This is a genomic window from Paracoccus sp. R86501, from assembly GCF_042466435.1.
GTDB lineage: Bacteria > Pseudomonadota > Alphaproteobacteria > Rhodobacterales > Rhodobacteraceae > Paracoccus.
Genome location: NZ_JAXHPZ010000001.1, coordinates 2406549 through 2423582, shown reverse-complemented (window position 1 = coordinate 2423582; position 17034 = coordinate 2406549). Strand labels below are relative to the sequence as shown.

Below are 17034 nucleotides of genomic sequence, written 5' to 3'. Positions count from 1 at the left end.
GCTGCCATGGACAGCGATCTGGTCACGATTCGCAATATCGGTCCCGCCACGGCGGCGTCGCTGATGGCGGTGGGCATCCCTGATGCGGCCACCTTGCGGGCGATGGGGGCGGATGCCGCCTATCGCGCCCTGCTGGTCGGGGGCGAGCGTCCGCATTTCATCGGCTATTACGTCATGCACATGGCGCTGCAGGGTCGCCCGTGGAACGATTGCAAGGGCGACGAAAAGACCGCCCTGCGCGCGCGTTTCGATGCGCTGGTCGCAGAGGTCCGGGGCGGCGCCCTGTCCGGCATCGAGGCCGAACTGGATGCCATAGGCCTGCGCCGCCCCGGCTAGATCATTCGCCCTTGGCGTGGGTTTCGAACCGCAGGCCCTTGGCGCTGCGATCGGGGAAGCCCGCCCAATAGGTGTTTTCGGCAGTCGGCTTGCCGTCGTCGTCCAGCGCCTGAACACCGTCATCCGAGGCAGGTGTCAGGTCCAGAAAGCGCGCCTTGTCCTGATCGCCCTTCAGATGCAGGTCGAAATAGGCCGTGGCGAAATGCTGCAGGATGTTGTTCATCCGCACCGTGTCCCAGACCGCATCGGCGTAATGGTCGAAGGGAGCGCGGCCCAGGCTTTCCGAGTGCTTCCAGGATTCGACCGGCGCGGGCATGGCGGCGGCGGCGTTGTGATTGGCATCGTTGAAGGTCAGCAGGTGGCGCGTGGTGCCTGTGGTCTGGTCGAAGATCTGGCGGATGGCATCATATTGCGACACGTCGTCGGCGCTGCCCGCGACCAGCATCAGCGGCTTTTCGAAACCGGCCAGACCCTCGGCGTCCCAGAATTCGTATTGGCGACCCCAAGGGGCGACGGCCATCACGGCCTTGACGCGCGGATCGACCAGATCGGCATGTTCGTCACTGCCCGCCTGCAGCCGCGACAGCAGCTGTTGCGGCGGAATGAAGCGTTCAGGCTGGTCGCGCTGGACGGCGGTTTCCGTCACGCCCGCACCGCCGAAGATCATCGCACCATAGCCGCCCATGGAATAGCCGACGACGCCCGTGTTGTCGGCATCGGTGATCGCGCCGAGGTCGTCATCCAAGGCTGCCATGCTGTCCAGCAGGAACCGCTGATCCACCGCACGGTTCACCAGGGTCGAGGTGAAAGGCCCCATATCGTCATAAGTGCTTTCGGGATGATCGGCCGCGACGACGACATAGCCCTTGGATGCCATGTTCTCGGCCAGATGGCTTAGAAGATAGCGGTTGCCGGGAAAGCCGTGGGACACGATCAGCAGGGGGAAGCTGCCATCCGCGGGCGTGGCGTCGCGGCTGGCGCGGCCATGCAGCTGGATCTGCGTCTCGCCGTCGCGAAGCATGGTGTCGTAATCGATGCCGGGCGCGGTGCCCTGGGCTGCGGGATACCAGATCTCGGCGGGCAGGGTGCGGGGGCCGCGCGGCGGCGTGCCCGTCGCGGTGGTGGCCTTGACGTCGATGCGGTCGGGGTCGGTGAATTCCGCCGCCCTGACGCCCACGGGGAAGGGGCCATAGGGGGCCAGTTCCGGCGCGTCGGGGCGGATCAGGTCGATGCGGTTCACTGGCGCGTCCTTCGCGGTATCCTGTGCGGCAAGCGGTGCGGCGCAGGCCATCACCGCCGCGGCGGCCATCATCAGCTGTCTCATGCGGGGTCCTCCTCGGGGAATGTGCAGACTGTGCATGTGGTCGGGCCGCCTGACAAGGCTGACGAACGGTCAGGCGGCCCCGTTCACAGGCCCCATTGAACGCGCGCTGCGGCGCGGATAGCCTGCCCGCAAGATCCGGTTGAGGAGCATCACCATGAAGACACCGCAAAGCTGGGAAGCGCGCGCAGACGAATATTCCCTTTACGGGTTCACCGACCTGCCCAGCGTTCACAAACGCGGCGCGGTCGTTCTGACCCATGGCGAAGGCCCCTATGTGGTCGATGTGAACGGCAACCGCTATCTGGATGCCAACTCGGGCCTGTGGAACATGGTCGCGGGCTTTGACCACAAGGGTCTGGCCCAAGCCGCCAAGGATCAATACGACCGCTTTCCGGGCTATCACGCCTTCTTCGGGCGCATGTCCGACCAGACGGTGATGCTGTCGGAAAAGCTGGTCGAGGTCTCGCCGTTTTCCAGCGGCAAGGTGTTCTATACGAACTCGGGGTCGGAAGCGAACGACACCATGGTCAAGATGCTGTGGTTCATGCACGCATCCGAAGGCAACCCGCAGAAGCGCAAGATCATCACCCGCTGGAACGCCTATCACGGCGTGACGGCGGTGTCGGCCAGCATGACCGGCAAACCCTATAATGAGGTCTTCGGCCTGCCGCTGCCGGGCTTCATCCATGTCGGCTGCCCGCATTATTGGCGCTATGGCGCCGAGGGCGAGACCGAGGATCAGTTCACCGCCCGCCTTGCGCGCGAGCTGGAGGAGACGATCCAGAAGGAAGGCGCCGACACCATCGCGGGCTTCTTTGCCGAACCCGTGCAGGGCGCGGGCGGGGTCATACCGCCCTCGCAGGGGTATTTCCAGGCGGTTATGCCGATCCTGAAGAAATACGGCATCCCCATGATCTCGGACGAGGTGATCACCGGCTTCGGGCGCACGGGCAACACTTGGGGCGCACAGACCTATGACTTGATGCCAGATGCGATCATCAGTTCGAAAAACCTGACGGCGGGGCTGTTCCCGATGGGCGCGGTCATCCTGGGGCCGGAACTGGCCGAGCGCCTGCAGGCCGCGATCGAGAAGATTGAGGAATTCCCGCATGGCTTCACCGCCTCGGGGCATCCGGTCGGCTGCGCGGTGGCGCTGAAGGCCATCGACGTGGTGATGAACGAGGGGCTGGCCGAGAACGTCCGCAACCTTGCCCCGCGTTTCGAGGACAACCTGCGCCAGCTGGCCCAGAACCCCAACATCGGCGAATATCGCGGCGTGGGCTTCATGTGGGCGCTGGAGGCGGTCAAGGACAAGGCCACCAAGACCCCCTTCGACGGGTCGCTGTCGGTCAGCGAACGCATTGCCAACACCTGTACCGACATGGGGCTGATCTGCCGGCCCCTGGGCCAGTCCATCGTCCTCTGCCCGCCCTTCATCATGACCGAGGCGCAGATGGACGAGATGTTCGAAAAGCTGGACAAGGCGCTGGGCAAGGTCTTCGCCGAAGTCGCCTGATTTCCCCGCGACGACATCGCGACGCCCGGCCCGTAAAACGGTCGGGCGTTCGTCGTTTCAGCGCAGCCGCAGGGGGGACATGTCGCCCTGTCGCCAAACGGGTGTGCCTTGTCTGAAGTCGATCGCCACGGCCCCCGTGCGCCGCAGGCTGGCAGGATCGAACAGCAGGCAGGCGGGGCGCTTCAGGTCCAGCTTTTCGGCCACCACGACGATGCGCTTGGGCTTGCATGCATCGCGCGCGCGGTCGCCGGACCCCTTGCCGGTCAGGTGCCACAGCTGCCAGCCATCGGGCAGCGCGGCCCATCGGTCCCGTTTGTCGCCCTGCCATGCAGGGCGGGCGGCGGATGTTTCCTGCGTGTCCATGTCGCCATCTTCCTGCAGCCAGGACGAGATGACGAAGGCGCCGCCCTTGGGCTTGGACACCGCGCGGCCCTGATCGGTCATCAGGCCCACGGCCTCGCCCTCGGGGGCGATCAGGATCAGGGGGCGATGGGCGGTGGCCCAGATGGCAGCGGATGCGACCATCATCGCCATGCCCACCGCCAGCCCGCAGGTCTGTGCCATGTTGCGATGGGCCTTGTCGCGCCAACACAGGATGGCCAGCACGGCGCCGAACTCCATCATCGGGATGACGGTGGCGGGGGGCTTGGCGACGGCCATGACCGCGCCGCCAAGGCCCGCCACATATTCCGCAACCAGCAGCATCCATTGCGTGCCGATCCCCATGACCCACAGGGCAGGTGCCTCGGCCCCGACCAGTGCCAGCACCGCGCCGATGACGCCTGCGGGCATGACCAGCGTGCCCATGACCGGAACCGCCAGCAGGTTTGCCAGCAGGCCGTATTGCGCCATCCGGTTGAAATGCGCCGCCGCAATGGGCGAGGTGGCCAGCGCTGCCACCAGAGAGGACACCACCAGCATCGCCACCGGCTTGATCCACCACGGGAACCACGGCGCGATCCGCGACCAAGGGCCATAGCTGATGATCAGGGCGATGGTGGCGGCAAAGCTCATCTGGAAGCCCGCGCCGGTGACGGCCTCGGGGGTGAGGATCAGGATGACGGTGCCTGCCAGCGCCACCGACCGGAAGGATATCGCCCGCCTGTCGGCCAGGATCGCCCCCAGCATGACGGCCACCATGACGAAGGCGCGTTCCGTCGCCACACCTCCGCCCGACAGCCACAGATAGGCCGCCGCTGCTGCCAGCGCGCCCCCCGCGGCCCATTTGTGCAGGGGCCGACCCAGCCCGATCCCCGCGCCCTGAACCACCACGGTCAGCAACCGCAGCCCGGAATAGACGAAGCCCGCCAGCATCCCCATGTGCAGCCCCGAAATCGAGATGATGTGATAGAGGTTCGAGGCCCGCATTATCTCGTTCGTCTGTTCCGAGATGCCCGACCGGTCGCCGGTCATCAGCGCCGAGGCCACGCCGCCCGCCTGCCCACCAATCCGGTCGCGGATGGCGGCGCTGACCTTCAGCCGCGCACGGTGCAACCACCAGATGCCCCCCGCAGGCTGCGCCACCGCCATGATCGGCGTGCGGGAATAGCCGACCGCGCCCAGTTCCTGAAACCACGCATAGGTGCGGAAATCGAAGCTGCCCGGCGCTGCGGGCGGGGATGGCGGCCCCAGGTGCCCTGTCAGCATCACCCGCTGACCAAGGGGCGGCAGTTGCGCATCGGGGTCCATCAAAGAAAGGCGCACCTTGGCGGGGGTCCGGTCGGGGGACAGGTCGCGCAAGACCACCTGATCCAGCGTCACCCGCATCCGGTCGCGCGAGGATCGGTCGATCTCGGTCACGCGGCCTTCGACGGGACCGTAATAGCGCCATTCCAGCACGGGGGCCGCGACATGGGCCGCGCGCCAACCCGCCAGCCCGACCCCAAGCGCCATCAGCATCACCGCCAGCGACCCCAGATGCAGCGCATCGGCCATCTGCCAGCCGATCCTGCCCCGCGCGGCGATGCGATGGGCCGACAGCGCCAACGCCAGCGATCCCGCGACCACCGCGGCCAACGCGACCCATTGCCCTGTGTTCAACAGGGCCGGCCGCCAGAACCACAGGGCGATCCCCACCGACAACAGCACCGGCACCCATGGGAACAGCCCCGCACGCGCGGCGGCGGCGGGGCGGGGGCGAAAGGCGGTGGCATGGCGGGTCGTCGGGGCCGCGCCCGTTTGGGGCAACATCCTTGTCCTTTCGCGGCCTGTTGATTATCAATTGCGCTCAAGGATGGCACGGCGACCGTTACCAAAGCGTTAACGCCCGATCGCCCGTGTCGCATCACGATATTTTCCGAAGGCTCCCATGTCCGATACCCCCTCAGTCGTCACCCGTTTCGCCCCTTCGCCCACCGGGTATCTGCATGTCGGTGGGGCGCGCACGGCGCTGTTCAACTGGCTTTATGCCCGCGGTCGCGGCGGCAAGTTCCTGCTGCGGATCGAGGATACCGACCGCGCCCGGTCCACCCCCGAAGCCACCGCCGCCATCCTGAAGGGGCTGGAGTGGCTGGGGCTGGACTGGGACGGCGAACCCGTCAGCCAGTTCGAACGCAAGGACCGCCATGCCGAGGTCGCCAACCAGATGCTGGCGGCGGGCAAGGCCTACAAATGCTTTTCCACCACCGATGAAATAGCCGCATGGCGCGAAGAAAACCCCCGTCAGCCCTTCATCAGCCCGTGGCGCGATGCAACGGAGCTGTCGGACGCGCCCTATGCGATCCGCCTGAAGGCCCCGCGCGACGGTGAAACGGTGATCGCTGACGAAGTGCAGGGCGATGTGCGCGTGGCCAACGACCAGCTGGACGACATGGTCCTGCTGCGCAGCGATGGCACGCCGACCTATATGCTGGCCGTGGTGGTGGACGATCACGATATGGGCGTGACTCATGTCGTGCGCGGCGATGACCACCTGACCAACACCGCCCGCCAGATCCAGATCTATGATGCGATGGGCTGGGACCGTCCGGTCTTTGCCCATATCCCGCTGATCCACGGCGAGGACGGCAAGAAGCTGTCCAAGCGTCACGGCGCTGTCGGCCTGCATGAATTCGCGGCCCTGGGATACCCGCCCGCCGCGATGCGCAACTATCTGGCCCGCCTTGGCTGGAGCCATGGCGACGACGAGCTGTTCGACGATGCGCAGGCCCGCGAATGGTTCGACCTGTCGGGCATCGGCCGTGCGCCCGCGCGTCTGGATTTCAAGAAGCTGGAACATGTCAGCGGCCATCATATCGGCCAGATGGCCGATGCCGATGTCATGGCGGCGTTGCATGATTACGTTACGGAATCGAACAGCGAACCCCTGACGCAGGTGCAGCATCAGCGCATCGAAGCAGCCATGCCGGCGCTGAAGGAAAAGGCCAGAACGCTGCCCGCCCTGTTGACGCAGGCGCGCTTTGCGCTGGTCGAACGGCCCATTCAGGTCGATGACAAGGCGGCCAAGAATCTGGACTCGGTATCCCGTGGTATGCTGAAATCATTGACTGCCGCAGTGCAGAATGCTAGCTGGACCCGAGACGAGCTGGAGGGGGCTGCCAAGCAGATCGCGGAACAACACGGCGTGGGCCTTGGCAAGATCGCCGGCCCCTTGCGGGCCGCCCTGGCAGGGACCAGCGCAACCCCCAGTGTGTTCGACATGATGATTGCGCTTGGCCGCGACGAAACGCTGGCCCGGCTTCAGGACCAGACCGATTTGGCAGGCTGAAGCCTGCTTTCACTTGTCCGCATGGCCTGCCTGTTTTCACGACGGGCCATGCGGCTTAGCCGGAAAGGACGTACAGGATGGCAGACAAGAGCGCCAAACTGCGAATCAACGATCAGGATTACGAACTTCCGATCCTCAGCCCGACGCAGGGGCCGGATGTATTGGACATCCGCAAGCTGTACGGCCAGGCCGACGTCTTTACCTATGACCCCGGCTTCACCTCGACCGCCAGCTGCGACAGCACCATCACCTTCATCGATGGCGACAAGGGTGAACTGTGGTACCGCGGCTATCCCATCGAACAGCTGGCCGGTCAGTCCAACTATCTGGAGGTCTGCTATCTGCTGCTTTACGGCGAACTGCCGACCAAGACCCAGATGGAAGACTTCCGCACCCGCGTGACGCGTCACACGATGGTGCACGAACAGATGCACAACTTCTTCCGCGGGTTCCGCCGCGATGCGCATCCGATGGCCACGATGGTCGGCGTCGTGGGGGCCATGTCGGCCTTCTATCATGACAGCACCGACATCGGCGACAGCTGGCAGCGCGAGGTCGCCTCGATCCGCCTGATCGCCAAGCTGCCGACGATTGCCGCGATGGCCTATAAATATTCGATCGGCCAGCCCTTCGTCTATCCCGACAACGAGCTGGATTACGCGTCGAACTTCCTGAACATGTGCTTCTCGGTCCCGGCCGAGAAATACAAGGTCAACCCGGCCTTGGCGCGTGCCATGGACCGTATCTTCACGCTGCATGCCGATCACGAACAGAACGCCTCGACCTCGACGGTGCGTCTGGCCGGGTCGTCGGGCGCGAACCCCTTCGCCTGTATCGCTGCGGGCATCGCCTGCCTGTGGGGTCCGGCACATGGCGGCGCCAACCAGGCCTGCCTGGAAATGCTGCGCGAGATCGGCGCCGTCAACCGCATTCCGGAATTCATCGCCCGTGCCAAGGACAAGGACGATCCGTTCCGCCTGATGGGCTTCGGTCACCGCGTCTACAAGAACTTCGACCCGCGTGCGAACGTGATGAAGGAATTGGCCGACGAGGTTCTGGATCTGCTGGGCGTTGGCGACAACCCCACCCTGCAGGTCGCCAAGGAGCTGGAGCGGATCGCCCTTGAGGACGAGTATTTCGTCAGCAAGAAGCTGTATCCGAACGTCGATTTCTATTCGGGCATCATCCTTGAGGCCATGGGCTTCCCCACCTCGATGTTCACGCCGATCTTCGCGCTGTCGCGCACCGTCGGCTGGATTGCCCAGTGGAAAGAGATGATCGGCGATCCGCAGAACAAGATCGGCCGCCCGCGTCAGCTGTATGTCGGTTCGGAAAAGCGCGATTACGTCGATTTCTCGAAGCGCTGAGATCTGTCGATGACTGGAAAGGGGCCCGTTCGCGGGCCCTTTTTCATGGGGCAACGAAGGGCTTGCGTGACGGGCGTGGCAATGGCAATGGATCGGGCATGAGTGAACATGATCAGGCAAAAGCGCCCAAGCTGGCGTTGGTGACAGGGGCCTCGCGGGGTCTGGGGGCAGCCTTGGCCGAGGAACTGGCGGGGCGTGGATATCACGTGCTGGCGGTGGCCCGGACCGTAGGCGGCCTTGAGGAATTGGACAACCGCATCCGCACGGCGGGCGGGCAGGCGACGCTGGCGCCGATGGATATCGGCGACGCGGCCGCAATGCAGCAGATGGCGAAGGCCATCGAGGGGCGTTGGGGCGGTCTGGACCTCTGGGCGCATTGCGCCGTCCATGCGGCACCCATGTCGCCCGCCCCCCATATCGAAGGCCGCGACTGGTCCAAGTCGATGCTGATGAACGTCGAGGTGACGCGCGGCTTGATCGCCTTGCTGGAGCCTCTGCTGCGCCGCAATGATGGGACGTCGATTTTCTTCGACGATCCGCGTGGCGGGCAGAAGTTCTTTGGCGCCTATGGGGCGACGAAGGCCGCGCAGATCGCGCTGGTCCGGTCGTGGCAGGCGGAAACGGCCCGCATGGGACCGCGCGTGGTGATCGACAGCCCGGCGCCCATGCCGACCGCGACCCGCGCCCGTTTCTTCCCCGGCGAGGATCGCGACCAACTGACGTCTTGTCAGTCCGAGGCCAAGCGCATCCTGAACGCGCTGTAGCATTGCGTCCCGCGACGGGCGGGGGGCTGCCCGCCCCCCGCACCCCCCGGGCGTCGCGTTTCAGGTCAAGGGTTGCGTTGCGGTTTCTAGCCAGGCGCGATCCGTGTCGTCCAGATCGCCCGACAGCGCCACGCGCACCTGCGCGTGATAGCCGTCCAGCCACTCACGATCAGCCGTTGAAAGCACCGAGGTATCAATCAGACGCCGGTCGATGGGGCATAGCGTCAGCGTGCTGAAGCCCAGCATGTTACGGTTTGGCTCGGACCGGGCGGGTTCGACGGCGATCAGGTTCTCGATGCGGATGCCGAAGGCGCCTTCACGATAATAACCGGGTTCGTTTGACAGGATCATGCCCTCTTCCAGCGCGATATCGCTGGCGCGGCTGACGCGGATGGGGCCTTCATGGACGCAAAGCGCCGCGCCCACGCCGTGTCCGGTGCCGTGATCGAAATCCAGACCCTGCGCCCAAAGATGCTGGCGGGCCAATGCGTCCAGATGACCGCCCGTGACACCTTTCGGGAAGCGCGCCTGGCTAAGGGCGATCATGCCGCGCAGCACGGCCGTATAGGGTCCGATCGCATCTTTGTTGACCGTCCCGATGGGCACCGTGCGGGTGATGTCCGTGGTGCCGCAATCATATTGCCCGCCGCTGTCGATCAGCAGCAGATCGCCATCCGCGATGGGGCGGTTGGTTGCCTGCGAGACGCGATAATGGACGATGGCGCCATTCGGACCCGCGCCCATGATGGTGTCAAAGCTGATATCGGTGATGCCCTGTTCCCGGCGGAACTGTTCCAGCTGGCGGACGACGTCGATCTCGGACAGCGTGCCGGGGCGCTGACGGTCCAGCCACGACAGCAGGCGAACCATGGCGATGCCGTCCTGGTGGTGGGCCTTGCGCATGCCCGACAGCTCGGGGTCGTTCTTGCGGGCCTTGGGCAGGATGGCGGGGTCGGGGCCGCGGGCGATGTCAGTGCCCGCTGCTTCCAAGATGCGGAAGGCGGCCTCGGGGGCGGTGGCGGGATCAAGGCGCACGGGGCCTTCCAGATCGGTCAGCGCGGCGGAAAGCGCCTCGGGCGGCAGGATGGTGACCTGATTGCCCAGATGGGCGCGGGTCGCCTCATCGAATTTGGCGGGATCGGCGAAGAGCGCCAGATCGCCGTGATCGGACAGGACGGCAAAGGACTGCACGATGGGGTTCTTGGGGACGTCGCTGCCGCGGATGTTCAGCAGCCATGAAATCGAATCCGGCAGCGACATGAAGGCGGCGGCCTGACCTGTGGCCTTCAGTTCGGCGGCAAGCCGGGCACGCTTGTCGGCAGCTGTTTCGCCTGCCCATTCGGCGGGGTGGATGCGGGCATGTCCGACGGGGGCCGCGGGGCGGTCCGGCCAGACGGCATCAACGGGGTTCTGGTCGATGGCGATCAGGCCGATGTTGCTGCCCTCCAGCGCACGCTCCATCCCCTCGATTTCCTTGCGGGTGTGCAGCCAGGGATCGAAGCCCACGCGCCCGCCCTTGGGCAGCGCCTCGCGCAGCCAGTCCGAGGGGCGGGTTTCGGGCCAAGGGACCGGCGTGAAATGGGCGGCGTCGATCTGGCTGCGTACCTGCACGCGATAACGGCCGTCGATGAAGACGCCCGCGCGGTCCGTCGTGACGATGGCAAAGCCCGCACTGCCGGTAAAGCCCGTCAGCCAGGCCAGCCGCGCATCGGCATCGGCGACATATTCGCCCTGATGCGCATCGGCGCGGGGCACGATGAAACCCGCCAGATCCTGATCGCGCAGGGTCGCGCGCAGGTCGGACAGGCGCTGCGGGTGGTTATTGCCACCTGCGGGGTCGTCGAACGTCTGGAAGCTGCTCATAGGTTGATGGCCTTCATGATCTGCGGTTCGATCACCTGCACGTCGGGCAGGGCCTGCACCATCACCGACGCGTCCTGTTCCAGCGCATCGAAGGTCTTGTAGTGGCAGGGGATCACCGTCTTGAAGTTGAAATAGCGTTTGGCGGCATAGCTGGCGCGGGTCATGTCCATGGTGAAATGGCCACCTGCGCAGAGAATGCCGATGTCGGGTTTGTGCAGATCGCCCATCCAGTCCATGTCGGCCATGATGTCGGTATCGCCCGACAGATAGATGACGTGACCTTCGGCGGCGATCATGTAGCCCGCCTCGGCACCCGCATAGATCGGCCCGTCCGGACCACTGAGCGAGCTGGAGTGGCTGGCATTGACCATGGTCACCTGCACGCCCGCCAGATCGACGGTGCCGCCCTTGTTGAAGCCGATGCCTGCGATCTTGTGTTCCGATTCCCAGAAGCTGATCAGGTCGAAGATGCCCACGACCGGGACATTCAATTCGCGGGCCAATGACAGGGCATCGCCGCTGTGATCGCCATGACCGTGGGTCAGCAGGATATGGGTCGCGCCTTGGACCGCCTGATCGCGCTGGTCCTGTGGAAAAGCGGGGTTTCCGGTCATCCACGGGTCGATCAGGATTACGGCATCCCCGGTTTCCAGTCGAAAGCCGGAATGGCCAAGCCAAGTCAGTTTCATCATGGGCTCCTGTGGTATTGGCAATGTTGCGGGCAGGTTAGGCGCAGTGACACCAACCCGCAACGGCCCCTTGGGGTTGCCTTAGACCGCGGGGGCGGCATCGTCCAAGCGCAGGCGCAGGCGTTCGCGCCCGCCCCATGTTGACAGCTCCAGCTTGCCCGCAAGGTGAAAGCGGCGGCCCTTTGCCCCGATCAGCGAGGGGCCAAGCGGGCCGTCCATGGCACCCCATGCGACGGCCTCCATCGCGGGGGCGCCGGGGGTGCGGAAGGACAGGCGCAGGTGCCGGTCGCCCATAGTCGAGGCGCTGTCGATCACCTGATCGGCAAAGGCGAAACGCGGGGCGGGGGCGGCCTGACCATAGGGGCCAGCATCCTCCAGCATCTTGAACATCTGCGTCGTGGCACCTGCCGTCTCCAGCAGGCCGGAAATCCGCAGATCGCCGCCACCCGTTCGGCCCGCCAGATCGCGTTCCAGAAGGTCCGAAAGGCGGTCCATCGCGGCGGGGATCTTGTCTTCAGCGACCGTCAGACCAGCGGCCATTTCATGCCCACCGCCCTTGATCAGCAGCCCTTCGCGGGCCAACCGCTGGATGGCACGGCCCAGATCGACGCCGGGCACCGAGCGGGCCGAGCCCTTGCCGATGCCGCCTTCGACCCCGATCACCACGGATGGCAGGTCGGTGGCCTCTTTCACGCGGGCGGCCACGATGCCGACGACGCCCGGATGCCAGCCCTGACCGGCGGCCCATGAAAGGCGGCTGTCCATGCGGGCCTCGACCTGAGCCAGGGCCTCGGTGCGGACGGCGGCTTCGATGGCGCGGCGGTCGCGGTTCAGGTCGTCCAACTGCTTGGCCAGCTGCGCCGCCTGCGCCGGATCGCGGGCGGCCAGACATTGCGCGCCCAGATCGGCACGTCCCACGCGGCCCCCGGCATTGATGCGGGGTCCCAGCAGGAACCCAAGGTGGAAGGCCGCGGGCGGGCCGTCCAGACGGGCAATATCCGACAGCGCGACCAGCCCCGGCCGCTGCCGCCGCGCCATGACCGCCAGTCCTGCCCGCACGAAGGCGCGGTTCACGCCGACCAGCGGCGCGACATCGGCGACGGTCGCCAGCGCCACCAGATCCAGCATGGCCATCAGATCGGGCTGCGGCAGGCCCTTGTCGCGCAGGATGCGCCCGCATTGCACCAGCGTCAGGAACACGACGCCCGCGGCGCAGAGGTGGCCAAGGCTGCCGTCTTCGTCCACGCGGTTGGGGTTCACCACGGCCAGCGCGGGGGGCAGGGTCTCGCCGCCCAAGTGGTGGTCCAGCACGATGACTTCTGCGCCCTTGGCCGCCGCCAGCGCGTCATGGCTGAGGGTGCCGCAGTCTACGCAGATGATCAGGTCGTGTTCGGCGGCCAGCGCCGCCATGGCAGGTTCGTTCGGGCCATAGCCCTCGTCAATGCGGTCGGGAATATAGAGCGTCGCCTTGCGCCCCTGTTGGTGCAGCCAGTCGATCAGCAGTGCGGCAGAGGTGCCGCCATCGACGTCGTAATCGGCAAAGATGGCGATGCGTTCGCCCTTTACTGCCGCCTGAACGATGCGTGCGGCCGCCACCTCCATGTCGCGTAGGACCAATGGGTCGGGCAGCAGATCACGCAGCTTGGGCGTCAGGAAGGCCTGCGCGTCCATCGGCTCGACCCCGCGTTCGGCCAGCACGCGGGCCACGGGCAGCGGCAGGGTCGCCTGTTGGGCCAGCCCCTCGGCGCGGCGTTCCAGTTCGGCGGCGGGTCCGATCCAGCGCCGCCCCGTGACCGATGTGTCGATGCCCAGGAATGCCACGTCGCGCCCACCTTTGTCTTGAAACGAATGAAGTCGCCCGTCCTTAACCTAGTTCAACGGGTTGCGGTAGGTCATGCGCCGGACCGATCCGGTGGCCGATCGCATCAGGATGGTCTCGGTCGTCAGGAAGCCCGGTTCGCGCTGGACGCCGGCCACGACATGGCCGTCCGTCACCCCTGTCGCGGCAAAGATGACATCGCCGCGCACCATGTCGTTCAGGTCAAAGATGCGGTCGGGCTGGGTCAGCCCCGCCGCACGGGCCTGCGCACGTTCATCGTCGCGGCGCAGGGCAAGCCGTCCCCAGATCTGTCCGCCCATGCATTTCAGCGCGCAGGCGGCCAGGACGCCCTCGGGGGCGCCACCGATGCCCATGTAGACGTTGACACCGGTCAGGTCGCGTTCGGCGACATGGATGACGCCCGGAATGTCGCCGTCCGAGATCAGACGGATCGCCGCTCCTGCCTGCCGCAGTTCGGCGATCATGTCTTCGTGGCGGGGGCGTTCCAGAATGCAGACGGTGATGTCGCCGACATCGCATCCACGGGCCTGCGCCAACACCCGCACGCGTTCGGCGGGGGGCATGTCCAGACCGATCAGATCGGTTGCATAGCCCGGACCGATGGCCAGCTTTTCCATGTAAAGCTGCGGCACCTGCAGCAGGCAGCCTTCGGGGGCCATGGCAGCGACCGTCATCGCATTGGCCATGCCCTTGGCGGTCAGGGTGCTGCCTTCCAGCGGGTCCAGCGCGATATCCACCGCGGGGCCGTCGCCGGTGCCCACGACCTCGCCGGTGAACAGATGCGGGGACTGGCCGGGGTCGCCTTCGCCGATGACGATGCGGCCCTTGATGTCCATCTGCATCAGCTGGTCGTGCATGGCGGATGCGGCGGCCTGATGGGCGGCGCGTTCGTCGCCCCGCCCGATGAACCGGGCCGAGCCATGTGCTGCTGCCTCGCTGACGCGGGCCAGCGCCAGCGACAGCAGTCGGTCGTTGAAATCCTTTGGCGCTGTCATCTGCCCCGTCCCTTGTCCCCATCCCCGACCGCTTCTAGGGGGGCTGCCGCAGGGCGACAAGGCTGGGGGCGCTAACGGGTCAGCTTTCGCTGAGTTCCAGCGCCAGCGCGTGGACGCGGGGCACGATGTCGCCAAGCGTGTCATGGACCAGCCGGTGCTTCTGCAACCGCGTCAGGCCCGCGAAGGCCGGGCTGGCCAGACGGATGCGGAAATGGCTTTCGCCACCCTCGCGGAAACCGGAATGGCCGCGGTGGCTTTCGCTTTCGTCGAAGATTTCCAGCTGCGTGGGGGTCAGGCCTTGCAGCCGCTCTGTCATCTCATCTGCGATCATCCGCATAACCTTTCGTCAAGCCCTTTCATGTGCCGCCAAATAGCATAAACTGCCGCCTCCGAGTCGCAAAGGTGCCCCGCTCATGAGCAAGAACGACCCGTTTGGTTTCGACATTTCGGCTGCCAAGGACAAGAAGCGCAAGTCCAAAGGCCGCCGAGGGATGTCTGGTGCCTTCGAAACCTCGACCCGCGTGTGCGAACGCGAGGGTTGTGACGAACCCGGCCAGTATCGCGCGCCCAAGAACCCGCGGAATCTGGACGATTATTTCTGGTTCTGTAAAGAACACGTCCGGGAATACAACGCCAACTGGAACTACTTCCAAGGTCAGTCCGAGGAGGAATTCCAGCAGTTCATCGACAATGCCACGGTCTGGGAACGGCCCACCAAGCCCTTCCGCAAAAGCACCGAGGAACAGAAATGGGCCCGCCACGGCGTCAGCGATCCGCATGAAATCCTGGGTGCCAATGGCACCGCCCCCGAGGCCCGTGCACAAGTCAGCACCCGCAAGCTGCCGCCGACCGAACGTCGCGCGCTGGACATCCTGGAAGCCAAGGACAGCTGGACCCGCCCCGAGATCCGCAAGAAGTACAAATCGCTGGTCAAGGATCTGCACCCCGACATGAACGGCGGCGACCGTTCCGACGAGGATCGCCTGTCCGAGGTGGTCTGGGCTTGGGATCAGATCAAGGACAGCCGCTTCATCCGCGACTGAATTCGGCGGGGGCGGTCTTCCGCCCCCTATTGCCGCTATGCCCGCCTTGGGCGCAGGCGCAGCGTCGCCAGCAGCATCACCCCCAGCAGCACCAGCAGCGGCGCATTGCCCATCCTGATCCAGAAGGTCGGGGGCAGGGCGCCGGGCAGGGCCGCGTCGATCTTGCCCATCTGCCGCATGCCCAGACTGTCGCGGATGCGGCCCTTGGCGTCGATCATGGCACTGACACCGGTGTTCGCGGCCCGGGCTACCGGTAGCCCGCTTTCGATCGCACGCAACCGCGCCTGCGCCAGATGCTGATACGGCCCCGAGATATTGCCGAACCACGCGTCATTCGTCGCCTGCAGGATCCATGCGGGACGGGTGGGCAGGTTGCGCAGGTGCTGGGGGAAGATCGCCTCATAGCAGATCAGCGGCTGGAAAGGCGGAATGCCCGGTTCGTCGAGGACCTGCGGCCCGGCCCCCGAGGCATAGCCGTTGCCCTGCTGCGCGGCGAAGGCACCGATGCCAAAGCGCGCCAACTGGTCGCCCCACGGGATGTATTCACCGAAGGGCACAAGGTGGAACTTGTCATAGATCTGACCGACCTGACCGCCCGGTCGGATCATCGCAAGGCTGTTATAATAGCGCATCCCGTCGCGCCGCTGGATGCCCATGGCCAAGGGCGCACCCGCCGCCTGCGATATGGCGGGCAGGATTGCGGCCGCATCCTCCAACAGGAAATTCACCGCCGTTTCGGGCCAGACGACCAGATCGCGCGGCCCCGGTTCGCCCGACAGCGTCAGCAGGCGTTCGAAGAAGACCTGCGACCATTCGGGGTCCCATTTCAGGTGCTGGGTGGCGTCGGGCTGAACGATGCGGACGGTCAGGTCGGTATCGGCGGGTTCAGGTGATGCCAGCCGCGACAGACCAAAGGCCCAAGCCGCCCCCACCGACAGGATCACCGCGACCGCCCCCGGCAGATGCGCCGCCAGCCGGTGCCAAGCGGGGCGCCACAGCAGCGCGGGCAGGGTGGCCAGTGCCAGCGTCAGCGTGGACAGGCCCAAGGCGCCGCCCCATGCCGCAATCTGGGCCACGGGGGTGTCGATCCACGCATGGCCGATCAATGCCCACGGAAAGCCGGTGAAGATCCAGCCGCGCAGCCAATCCGACAGGGCCAAGGCGCTGGCGATGCCCGCGGCCTGCCAACGCCAGCTGCGCGACCAGATCGCCGCCAGCCATGCGGGCAAGGCCCAGAACAGCGCCCCGCCAAGTGCCATCAGCACCAGCGCGAAGGGGGCCATCCAGCCATAGACCTCGGGCTCGACCAGGAAAGGCTCGACGATCCAGAATAGTGCCAAGGCGAACCAGCCGAAGCCGGCGGCAAGCCCGTGCCAGAAAACGGCGGCCGGTCGCCCTCGCGCCAGCCGCCAAATCAGGATCGAGAATGCGATGGGCGTCGCGGCCCATATGCCGAAGGGCGCAAGGCCCAAGGCGGCGATCGCGCCCAGCAGCAGATCGGGCCAAAGCTGTCGCAGGGACGGTCGGCCCCTGCGATGCAGCCGTGGCGGGATCTGGCCGGACCGACGCAGGGTCATCAGGCGTCGGAGGT

The 17034-nt window shown here is 65.9% G+C and carries 14 protein-coding genes; 6 read left to right on the top strand and 8 right to left on the bottom strand.

What is annotated here, in order from left to right; translation table 11 throughout:
- Positions 1–6 precede the first annotated feature (6 nt).
- On the top strand, positions 7–336 hold the full coding sequence (locus tag SJY40_RS11820) for a TfoX/Sxy family DNA transformation protein (RefSeq protein ID WP_378946546.1): 330 nt from the start codon (positions 7–9) through the stop codon (positions 334–336).
- Between the two features lies 1 nt (position 337).
- On the opposite strand, the gene SJY40_RS11815 is transcribed toward SJY40_RS11820, so the two are convergent.
- Positions 338–1660 carry an alpha/beta hydrolase family protein gene (locus SJY40_RS11815; RefSeq protein ID WP_378946543.1) on the bottom strand — a complete coding sequence of 441 codons (1323 nt, stop codon included), beginning with the start codon at positions 1658–1660 and terminating at the stop codon, positions 338–340.
- A gap of 154 nt (positions 1661–1814) precedes the next feature.
- Here SJY40_RS11815 and SJY40_RS11810 point away from each other — a divergent pair, with 154 nt between their 5' ends.
- Positions 1815–3176 carry an aminotransferase gene (locus SJY40_RS11810; RefSeq protein ID WP_378946540.1) on the top strand — a complete coding sequence of 454 codons (1362 nt, stop codon included), beginning with the start codon at positions 1815–1817 and terminating at the stop codon, positions 3174–3176.
- Positions 3177–3233: 57 nt separating this feature from the next.
- On the opposite strand, the gene SJY40_RS11805 is transcribed toward SJY40_RS11810, so the two are convergent.
- A complete protein-coding gene (locus tag SJY40_RS11805) occupies positions 3234–5366 on the bottom strand; it encodes a ComEC/Rec2 family competence protein (RefSeq protein WP_378946537.1) in 2133 nt (710 codons plus the stop codon).
- Positions 5367–5484: 118 nt separating this feature from the next.
- Here SJY40_RS11805 and gltX point away from each other — a divergent pair, with 118 nt between their 5' ends.
- The 3 genes from gltX to SJY40_RS11790 all read left to right on the top strand — a co-directional run bounded on the left by gltX (position 5485) and on the right by SJY40_RS11790 (position 9013).
- Complete coding sequence (gene gltX, locus SJY40_RS11800) at positions 5485–6882, top strand: glutamate--tRNA ligase (protein ID WP_378946534.1); 1398 nt, start codon at positions 5485–5487, stop codon at positions 6880–6882.
- A 77-nt stretch (positions 6883–6959) separates the two neighbouring features.
- Positions 6960–8249, top strand: a complete 1290-nt coding sequence (locus tag SJY40_RS11795; protein WP_378946531.1) for a citrate synthase — start codon at positions 6960–6962, stop codon at positions 8247–8249.
- Positions 8250–8347: 98 nt separating this feature from the next.
- A complete protein-coding gene (locus SJY40_RS11790; protein ID WP_378946528.1) occupies positions 8348–9013 on the top strand; it encodes an SDR family NAD(P)-dependent oxidoreductase in 666 nt (221 codons plus the stop codon).
- A 60-nt stretch (positions 9014–9073) separates the two neighbouring features.
- Here SJY40_RS11790 and SJY40_RS11785 read toward each other — a convergent pair whose 3' ends face one another.
- The 5 genes from SJY40_RS11785 to SJY40_RS11765 form a co-directional block, all read right to left on the bottom strand.
- Positions 9074–10876, bottom strand: a complete 1803-nt coding sequence (locus SJY40_RS11785; RefSeq protein WP_378946525.1) for an aminopeptidase P family protein — start codon at positions 10874–10876, stop codon at positions 9074–9076.
- The gene (locus SJY40_RS11780) at positions 10873–11565 is read right to left on the bottom strand and encodes a metal-dependent hydrolase (RefSeq protein WP_378946522.1); all 693 of its coding nucleotides are present in this window, start codon (positions 11563–11565) and stop codon (positions 10873–10875) included. The genes SJY40_RS11785 and SJY40_RS11780 overlap by 4 nt, the downstream gene beginning before the upstream one ends.
- Positions 11566–11646: 81 nt before the next feature.
- Complete coding sequence (recJ, locus tag SJY40_RS11775; RefSeq protein ID WP_378946519.1) at positions 11647–13386, bottom strand: single-stranded-DNA-specific exonuclease RecJ; 1740 nt, start codon at positions 13384–13386, stop codon at positions 11647–11649.
- Positions 13387–13434: 48 nt separating this feature from the next.
- Complete coding sequence (glpX, locus tag SJY40_RS11770; protein WP_378946516.1) at positions 13435–14400, bottom strand: class II fructose-bisphosphatase; 966 nt, start codon at positions 14398–14400, stop codon at positions 13435–13437.
- 79 nt (positions 14401–14479) lie between these two features.
- The gene (locus SJY40_RS11765; protein WP_378948413.1) at positions 14480–14731 is read right to left on the bottom strand and encodes a BolA family protein; all 252 of its coding nucleotides are present in this window, start codon (positions 14729–14731) and stop codon (positions 14480–14482) included.
- An 82-nt stretch (positions 14732–14813) separates the two neighbouring features.
- On the opposite strand from SJY40_RS11765, the gene SJY40_RS11760 reads away from it, so the two are divergent.
- A complete protein-coding gene (locus tag SJY40_RS11760) occupies positions 14814–15443 on the top strand; it encodes a J domain-containing protein (protein ID WP_108500418.1) in 630 nt (209 codons plus the stop codon).
- A 35-nt stretch (positions 15444–15478) separates the two neighbouring features.
- On the opposite strand, the gene lnt is transcribed toward SJY40_RS11760, so the two are convergent.
- Positions 15479–17020 carry an apolipoprotein N-acyltransferase gene (gene lnt, locus SJY40_RS11755; RefSeq protein ID WP_378946512.1) on the bottom strand — a complete coding sequence of 514 codons (1542 nt, stop codon included), beginning with the start codon at positions 17018–17020 and terminating at the stop codon, positions 15479–15481.
- Between the last annotated feature and the right edge of the window lie 14 nt (positions 17021–17034).